The sequence below is a fragment of the Bhargavaea sp. GQ12 genome (genome assembly GCF_059758705.1).
Genome location: NZ_JCAXEU010000035.1, coordinates 1 through 6,798, shown reverse-complemented (window position 1 = coordinate 6,798; position 6,798 = coordinate 1). Strand labels below are relative to the sequence as shown.

The 6,798-nt window shown below is 54.3% G+C and carries 8 protein-coding genes; 4 read left to right on the top strand and 4 right to left on the bottom strand.

Features of this window, described 5'->3' with window-relative positions:
• Nucleotides 1–21: 21 nt before the first annotated feature.
• The 4 genes from AC6CHQ_RS16135 to AC6CHQ_RS16120 all read right to left on the bottom strand — a co-directional run bounded on the left by AC6CHQ_RS16135 (nt 22) and on the right by AC6CHQ_RS16120 (nt 2,905).
• Nucleotides 22–528: a DUF3231 family protein gene (locus AC6CHQ_RS16135; protein ID WP_498082062.1), complete on the bottom strand. Its 507-nt coding sequence runs from the start codon at nt 526–528 to the stop codon at nt 22–24.
• Between the two features lie 64 nt (nt 529–592).
• Complete coding sequence (locus AC6CHQ_RS16130; protein ID WP_498082063.1) at nt 593–1,039, bottom strand: DUF4385 domain-containing protein; 447 nt, start codon at nt 1,037–1,039, stop codon at nt 593–595.
• Nucleotides 1,029–1,781, bottom strand: a complete 753-nt coding sequence (locus tag AC6CHQ_RS16125; protein WP_251239980.1) for an ABC transporter ATP-binding protein — start codon at nt 1,779–1,781, stop codon at nt 1,029–1,031. The genes AC6CHQ_RS16130 and AC6CHQ_RS16125 overlap by 11 nt, the downstream gene beginning before the upstream one ends.
• Entirely contained in the window at nt 1,778–2,905 is a 1,128-nt protein-coding gene (locus tag AC6CHQ_RS16120) for an ABC transporter permease (RefSeq protein ID WP_251239981.1), read from the bottom strand. The genes AC6CHQ_RS16125 and AC6CHQ_RS16120 overlap by 4 nt, the downstream gene beginning before the upstream one ends.
• A gap of 192 nt (nt 2,906–3,097) precedes the next feature.
• Here AC6CHQ_RS16120 and AC6CHQ_RS16115 point away from each other — a divergent pair, with 192 nt between their 5' ends.
• The 4 genes from AC6CHQ_RS16115 to AC6CHQ_RS16100 all read left to right on the top strand — a co-directional run bounded on the left by AC6CHQ_RS16115 (nt 3,098) and on the right by AC6CHQ_RS16100 (nt 6,465).
• On the top strand, nt 3,098–3,970 hold the full coding sequence (locus tag AC6CHQ_RS16115; protein WP_424236763.1) for a putative RNA methyltransferase: 873 nt from the start codon (nt 3,098–3,100) through the stop codon (nt 3,968–3,970).
• Nucleotides 3,971–4,199: 229 nt separating this feature from the next.
• Nucleotides 4,200–4,997 carry an ABC transporter substrate-binding protein gene (locus AC6CHQ_RS16110; RefSeq protein ID WP_498082061.1) on the top strand — a complete coding sequence of 266 codons (798 nt, stop codon included), beginning with the start codon at nt 4,200–4,202 and terminating at the stop codon, nt 4,995–4,997.
• 93 nt (nt 4,998–5,090) lie between these two features.
• Entirely contained in the window at nt 5,091–5,756 is a 666-nt protein-coding gene (locus tag AC6CHQ_RS16105; protein ID WP_424236765.1) for an amino acid ABC transporter permease, read from the top strand.
• The gene (locus tag AC6CHQ_RS16100; protein WP_424236766.1) at nt 5,743–6,465 is read left to right on the top strand and encodes an amino acid ABC transporter ATP-binding protein; all 723 of its coding nucleotides are present in this window, start codon (nt 5,743–5,745) and stop codon (nt 6,463–6,465) included. Before AC6CHQ_RS16105 ends, AC6CHQ_RS16100 begins: the two co-directional genes overlap by 14 nt.
• The last annotated feature ends 333 nt before the right edge of the window (nt 6,466–6,798 follow it).

Genomic DNA, 6,798 nt, shown 5'->3' with positions numbered 1-6,798 from the left:
GCCGAGGCGGAGCGCTTTCGTTCAGCTGCTTTTTTGCTGATGGAGCGGCGGCGTGACGAGCCAACCTTTTTGCTTCGTGAGACGGAGCAGCTTGGCTCCGGTCGTGGCGCGGTCGGCATGGAACCGCGCAAAATTCGCTGCCACATCTTCGCGGCTGCACTGACCCATCACCTGGCTGCAGGACACGAGGCCCTGGCCGGCGTTGACGCCGAGGATCGCAGCGATTTCCTGGTCTGCAAACTTGGCGCCTGCCGGAATATCCTCGGAAGAAGCTTTCCCGCGTGACGGCAGCGCCGGCGGCGGTGTCACGCCGTTTTCCTTCAGAATCTTCTCGACCGCTGTGTTTTCAGACTTCATCATCTTGATGGAATCCTCAATCACACCGATCAGTTCCTTGTCGCCTGCATGATTCACAAAGGCTTCGTACATGCTAATCAAACCATTGTTCGCAGCGACATAAGCCCAAATACCGACGACTTCACCGTAATGCAGCGGTTCATTTTTCGGATTGTCATTCATGACACCCATTGGCGAATCCCCCATCCTTTTCGTAATCACAGATAGTATGGGGAGATTCCATTGCCATTATGCATCATCCGTATTTTTTCTGATGGTCTTTTTTGTGTCCGAGATAGTCTTCGTCTTCACGTATTCGGTCCCAGTACTCTTTGAAGATGGCAGCAGATTCGGCCTTTACAGGATCCTCGATCCGCTCATGTGTCGTCCCGTCTTCCTTGTACTTCCGGCCGCCCTTGTAATTGGTGTATCTCCGGGCCCTCGTATAGCCCATCTGGATGAATTTGCGTGCCATGTCCATGCCGACAAAGTCATCTTTCTTCCGGTAGTCCTCGAACATCTCATAAAGCGTCTCGGCTGACTTTTTGGCAATGTCCGGCGTGCGGAACCGCCAGTGAGGAAGGAGTTCTCCTTTGTACGGTTCGACGAGAAGCACGCCCTGCTCGCCCTTTCCGACACGATACAGATCGGGACGTTCCCGGAAATCGATATTGTCAAAATCCAGGTCATAGTCAAATGCCATCTTCATTCCCGCCTTCCTCCAGGAAATCCGTCCGCCCTTCTTCAAGCGGCTTTGCACCGCCATTTTCAGATTCCAGATGCAGAACGCCATCAACCATCTTGTAGACTTTATCCACATAATCGGTCAGCCGCGTATCGTGGGTTACGACGATGGTTGCTGCGTTTTTCTTCACGGCCGCGCTTTTCAGAAGCTTCATCACCTCAAATGCCCGGTCCGAGTCCAGCGATGCGGTCGGCTCATCGGCCAGCAGAAGGGATGGGTTGGAGTAGAGCGCTTTTGCAATCGCGACGCGCTGTCTCTCCCCGCCCGACAGGTCATTGGGGTATTTTTTCGTGAGCTTCGTTATTCCCAGCTCCTCCAGGAGGCCGTCCCGCTCCTCCTTGGTCATATTGCCCTTCTTGACTTTATCCAGCAGCTTCAGCTGATCGGAAACGGTCAGGAAAGGAACAAGGTTCGAGGACTGGAGGATAAACCCGACATGCTCAAGCCGGACTTTGGAGCGGTCCTTTTCTCCGAGTTCGGTGATCCGCTCACCCGCAATCCGCACTTCTCCCTCTGTCGGTCCCTGAAGCCCTCCTGCAATGGTCAGGAGCGTCGACTTGCCGGAACCCGAAGGCCCGATGATTGCGATCACTTCTCCCCGCTTTACTTCAAGTGATGTTTCCTTCAGCGCACGGACCTCCGTCCTTCCCGAACCGAACGTCTTCGTTACTTCTTCCAACTGCAATACATGTTCCGTCATCCCGAGATCGCCTCCAGCGGGTCAATTTTCACAATCGTCCAGACCGACACGAGCGCACCGAGAACGGCGACAGCAATCAGTACGGCACCGTAGATCGCCATCATGCCGTAGTCAAATGAAACCGGCACGGCCGCTGGCAGAAACTGTCCCGTCAGCACCGTCAAGCCGAATCCGATCAGCACGCCGATTACCGCCAGAATGAATGTCTGCGCGATGACAGATCGGGACAGATAGCCGCTTGAGATACCCTGGGCTTTCATGACGCCGAACATGCTGATTTTCTGGACCGTCAGCACATACAGGAAGATCGCCACGACCGCCGCTGAGATCGCGAACAGGAAGTAGATCATGAATGTCAATGTCAGGTTCTGCTCAGTGTAGCCGGGAAGGTTTTCGATAAATATCTCAGACTCGATATACTCGAGATCATCCGGCACGTCATTAGGCTGGCCGCCTTTCACGACAATCGCATTCACCATGTCAGGCTGATCCACTTCTTCTGCAACTGGTCCCTGACTCCCTTCAGCCGGTGGCCCTTCAGGAGTCTCCTGGGTACTCATTGCCGAGGCACCCGGACGGACTTTTTCGAAATCTTCAAGATCCATATATAAGACCGGCGCTGCATTAAATCGTGCCTCATCCGTGAAGCCCGTTATCGTCAATGTTTCATCAGATCCGGAAAGCTCCAGCTCATCCCCGACGGAAAATCCTTCTTCTTTCAGGCTATCCGAGGCGATTACCTCGAACTCCTCCGAGAATTCCTCGCCTTCAGTCGGCTCTGGCATGATGAATTCATCCGGACGGATCCCGAACAGCGCGACTCCGCTTTTCACATCGCCGTTATCGGCGATCAGATTCGTCTGTGCGAGCACCGCCGTTTCGTCAGCCTCGATTTCATCTGCCAGGTCCGATTCCATCATCGACTGGTTCAGGCTCTTATCCGACTCAGCGGTCAGGTAGATGCCGTCCGCCTGCCACTTGTCGACCGCCTCACGGTTCAATCCCGCAAGACCGCTTGCCAGCCCGGACAGGAAGAACACAAGATATGACACAAGCAGCAACACAGCAGTCACAAGTGCAAACCGGAGTTTATTTTGTCTGATCTCTCTCCACGCCAAAAACATGATTCCAACTCCTCAACTGAATGGAAAATCCTTCTTATTTCCTACTTCTTTCTTCTACCCCTGTCTTCAGATCTGTAACCGGAAAAGAAAGGCGGATTTGTGTCGGAATTTCACAGGACCCGCTTTGGCCAGACTGCGAAACCTGTTAGAATCAGGTCAACCACCAAACTGTACGGAAAAGAAGGTGCTCACATGTCAAAAAGGATCGACGGAGCAATGCGGGCGGCACGGATTGCGCACGCGCTGAAATGTCCGGTCTGCGGAAATCCGGTCCAAGTCGAGGAGGGCGGTCGGCTCCTCTGTCCGGAAAACCATTCGTTCGACTTTGCGAAACAGGGTTATGTCAATGTGCTGACCCGGCCCGCGGCCGGTCATTATAATAAGGAACTGTTCGAGGCGAGACGGCGCATCATGCTGGAAAGCGGATTGTATGCCCCGTTCCATAAAGCGGCGGCGGACCTGGTCCGGGAAGTGCCTCTTCCTGCTTCAGAGCCTGGCATCATTGCAGATATCGGCTGCGGCGAAGGCACTCACCTGCACAAGATCCTGGAAGAGCTCGATGACCCGGATATAACCGGGGCAGGGCTCGACATCGCGAAGGAAGGCGTCCAGCTGGCGGCCAGGGACTTTCAGGATGCGGTATGGCTCGTCGGCGACCTGGCCCAGTCGCCGTTTGCGGATGGATCCATCCATACCATCCTGAATATCCTCTCCCCGTCCAACTACGAGGAGTTTGCGCGCATGCTTGCCCCCGGCGGCAGGTTGATTAAAGCCGTGCCGGGCGCCGGCTATCTCCGTGAGCTTCGGGAAGCCCTTTATACAGATGAGCGCCGGACGTATTCCAATGAAGGAACGGTTGAATTGTTCGACCGGCATTTCCGCCGCACGGAAACGGTTCCTCTCCGCTACTCCGTCCTTCTTGGGCGTGCGCAGCTTGAAGACCTGGTGCGCATGACCCCGCTTTCCTGGTCTCCGGATCCGGAGGCTGTCTCAAGATTTCTGGACCGTGAATCCGCTGAAATCACCGTGGAGCTGGACCTCCTCATCGGAGAGCCGAGAGATTAGGATTAGGATCCGCGTCTGTTCGTCAATGTCTCAATGAACTTAATCAATGTTTCAACGAACGTAATCAACGTTTCACCAAAGATCATCAACATCTCACCCGCCCCCTGCTGTATGAAGCCGATTTCCCATAAGAAATCGGCTTTTTTCATGAATTTGCACTTTACACCGTGGGTCTAACAGTCTATAATCATTTTAACGAATAAATATACATACAACGGGGGTTTTATACATGTTTAAGAAAGCACTATTTGCATCAGTTGCATCCGCGGCACTTTTCCTCGCAGCCTGCGGCTCGGGCGGAGATTCCGCATCCGGCGACACAGCGGACACATCCGCGGACAATGCGGAAACAAAAGTCCTGAAGATGGGGACATCCGCCGACTTCCCTCCATTTGAATACCGGGACGAAGCAGGCAAGGAAATCGGATTCGACATTGACCTTGCAAACCATATCGCTGAGGAACTCGGTTACGAACTGGAGATTAACGACATGAAATTCGACGGCCTGATCGGCGCACTCAACACAGGGCGTGTCGACATGGTCCTCTCCGGCATGAGCGCGACCGATGAGCGAAAGCAGAACGTCGACTTCTCGACCGAGTACAACCGCTCCGGTGAATTCTTTGTCACAACAGCGGATTCTGACATCAAGTCCATCGAAGACCTCGAAGGCAAGACAGTCGGCGTCCAGCTCGGCACAATTCAGGAAGACGGCGCCAAACGCCTGAAGGAAAATGAAGGGATCAACTTCGAACTCAAATCGCTCGACAACTCCCTTCTCCTTATCCAAGAACTCAAAACAGGACGTATCGATGCTGCTTATATGGATAAATCCGTTGCAGTCGGCCATGTAGAAGAACAGGGCCTCGGCGGATTCGACGACCCGACCACCAGCTCTCCGGGCATGGCGGTCGCCTTCCCTAAAGACAGCGACCTCGTTGAGGACGTGAATAAAGTCCTTGCCGAAATGGAAGAAGACGGTTCCCTCCAGGAACTGAAAGACAAGTGGCTGACCGACCAGGAATAAGCCTTGCGGCAGGGGTTGCCCTTTAACCGGCAGCCCCTTTTCCTATCCCAATCTCCCGTCAGTACGGGATGACAGAAAAGAGTTGAAACCATCATGAACCTTGATTTCACGCAAATGACCCCATATATCCCCTATATGCTGGAAGGCATCTGGGTAACGCTGAAGTTTGTCGCGGTCGCCCTCGTGATCGGTGCGCTGATCGGGACAGTGCTTGCCCTGTTCAAGATCAGCGGCCCCGCTCCGCTCCGGGCATTCGCAATCGCCTATACGTCCATCTTCCGCGGGACGCCGCTGATCCTCCAGCTGATGCTGATCTACTTTGCCGTTCCTCAGCTGACGGGCTACGACATCACGCCGTTCCTCTCGGCAATCACGGCATTCGGGCTGAACTCCGCGGCCTATATTTCAGAAATCATCCGTGCCGGCATCCAGGCGGTCGACAAAGGCCAGCTGGAAGCCGCACAGGCGCTCGGCGTTCCGTACCGCGCGATGATGAAGGACATCATCCTGCCGCAGGCGTTCAAAAACATCCTGCCCGCGCTGATGAATGAAGTCATCACACTCACCAAGGAATCCGCGCTCGTTTCGACGATCGGCTACCTCGACCTCATGCGCCGGGCGCAGGTCGTCGGTGCCAGCATGTATCGTCAGTTCGAGCCGCTGCTCTTTGTCGGACTCATCTACTGGGTCCTCGTCATGATCCTCACACTCATCGGACGCAGAATCGAAAGGAGGCTGAAGGCAAGTGATATCCGTTAAAGGACTCGTCAAATCATTCGGTGACCTGGAAGTCCTCAAAGGCATCTCAACAGAAGTGGATACGGGCCAGGTCATTGCCATCATCGGCCCTTCAGGCTCAGGCAAATCGACGTTCCTCCGATGCCTCAACAAGCTGGAGGAGCCGACCGGCGGCACCGTCGACATCGCAGGCTTTGACATCACTGATAAAAAGACCGATATCCGCGCCGCGCGACAGGACATCGGCATGGTGTTCCAGCACTTCCACCTGTTCCCCCACCTTACCGTCCTCGGCAACCTGACTTATGCGCCGATGAAAGTAAAGGGAGAAACAAAAGCACAGGCGGAGGAAAAGGCACGCACCCTCCTCAAGCGCGTCGGCCTTTCCGAAAAGGCTGATTCCTATCCGGCAAGCTTGTCGGGCGGCCAGAAGCAGCGCGTCGCCATCGCCCGCGCGCTCGCCATGGAACCGAAGCTTATGCTGTTCGACGAACCGACGTCGGCCCTTGACCCGGAGATGGTCAAGGAAGTGCTGGACGTCATGAAGGACCTCGCAAAAAGCGGCATGACGATGATCGTCGTCACCCACGAAATGGGCTTTGCCCGTGAAGTGGCCGACCGTGTGCTGTTCCTCGACCAGGGCAAACTGGTCGAAGAAGGCACTCCGGAAGAATTCTTCGGAAATCCGAAGACGGACCGGGCAAAGGACTTCCTCGAGAAAGTGCTTTAAAGAAACGATGATGAAAAGCGATGCCCGCGATGCATCGCTTTTTCATATGACGGACTGCCAGAGAAGCCAAGCGGCAGTCTCGTCATTCATGGGCTCAATTTCGTCATTCATGGGCTCAATTTCATCGTTCACGCCTCCGGTCTCGTCATTCGCGGATGAATTGCCAGCGAATGACGAAATTAATTGGGGTTAGTATTAAAAACGGACACGGAACCTGTCATTTGATAAGCTTCTCATAACAATAAAAAGGACGTGTCCGTAATGGGTAAAGTATATAAGCCAGAGCTTAAAGAGTACGTGTGCAAACTGGTACTTGAGGAAGGGAGAAAGAAA

What these genes read in the sequence shown, in the direction of transcription:
- AC6CHQ_RS16135 (WP_498082062.1), bottom strand. Translation starts at nt 528, where the DNA reads ATGGGTGTCATGAATGACAATCCGAAAAATGAACCGCTGCATTACGGT.
- AC6CHQ_RS16130 (WP_498082063.1), bottom strand. Translation starts at nt 1,039, where the DNA reads ATGGCATTTGACTATGACCTGGATTTTGACAATATCGATTTCCGGGAA.
- AC6CHQ_RS16125 (WP_251239980.1), bottom strand. Translation starts at nt 1,781, where the DNA reads ATGACGGAACATGTATTGCAGTTGGAAGAAGTAACGAAGACGTTCGGT.
- AC6CHQ_RS16120 (WP_251239981.1), bottom strand. Translation starts at nt 2,905, where the DNA reads ATGTTTTTGGCGTGGAGAGAGATCAGACAAAATAAACTCCGGTTTGCA.
- AC6CHQ_RS16115 (WP_424236763.1), top strand. Translation starts at nt 3,098, where the DNA reads ATGTCAAAAAGGATCGACGGAGCAATGCGGGCGGCACGGATTGCGCAC.
- AC6CHQ_RS16110 (WP_498082061.1), top strand. Translation starts at nt 4,200, where the DNA reads ATGTTTAAGAAAGCACTATTTGCATCAGTTGCATCCGCGGCACTTTTC.
- AC6CHQ_RS16105 (WP_424236765.1), top strand. Translation starts at nt 5,091, where the DNA reads ATGAACCTTGATTTCACGCAAATGACCCCATATATCCCCTATATGCTG.